This window comes from Rhizobium sp. 01L419, from assembly GCF_056400025.1.
In genome coordinates, this window is record NZ_JBFTSM010000058.1 from 1 (window position 1) to 680 (window position 680).

Here is a 680-nt window from a genome sequence, read left to right on the forward strand (position 1 = left end):
ATAATGGGAGTTTGAATCATGGCAGGAGAATTCTGGCTTGATGACCGACAGTGGGCGGTGATCGCTCCTCTGCTTCCGACGAACCAACCCGGCGCTCATCGAACTGATGACCGCCGGGTGATCAGCGGGATTATCCACGTCCTGCGATCGGGTTGCCGGTGGCAGGATTGTCCAGCTTGCTACGGACCTTCGACAACCATCTACAATCGCTTCCATCGCTGGTCTGCCAAAGGAATATGGCGGCGGCTGTTTGAAGCCCTGGTGCAAACGACCGATCAGGACATTCACATGATCGACAGCACCACCGCAAAAGCGCACCGCTCCGCCGCTGGCGGAAAAGGGGGGCGGATGCCGAAGCAATCGGTCGCTCGCGAGGCGGCAGATCGACAAAAATCCATGCTGTTGTCGATGGTTGCGGCCGTCCAATCGCGCTGCGGATAACGCCTGGACAGCGCGGCGACGCCCCCGTTGCCATTCCACTGATCGACCCCTTGCCGCCGAGCCGCATCTGCGCTGCCGATACCGCTTACGACAGCAACGCGTTGCGCGACTTTCTCACTGCACGCGGCACCGAGCCTGTCATTCCCAACAATCCAACCCGAAAGCAGATCAAACCGTTCGACCCCGTCGCCTACCGCCGGAGAAATATCATCGAACGTGCTTTCTGTCGCCTCAAGGAC

Annotated in this window: 1 pseudogene; it reads left to right on the forward strand. The window is 59.6% G+C overall.

From position 1 onward, the window contains the following. Window positions 1–18: 18 nt before the first annotated feature. A pseudogene (locus tag AC1DUP_RS36770) lies at window positions 19–680 on the forward strand (IS5 family transposase); the annotation flags it as partial.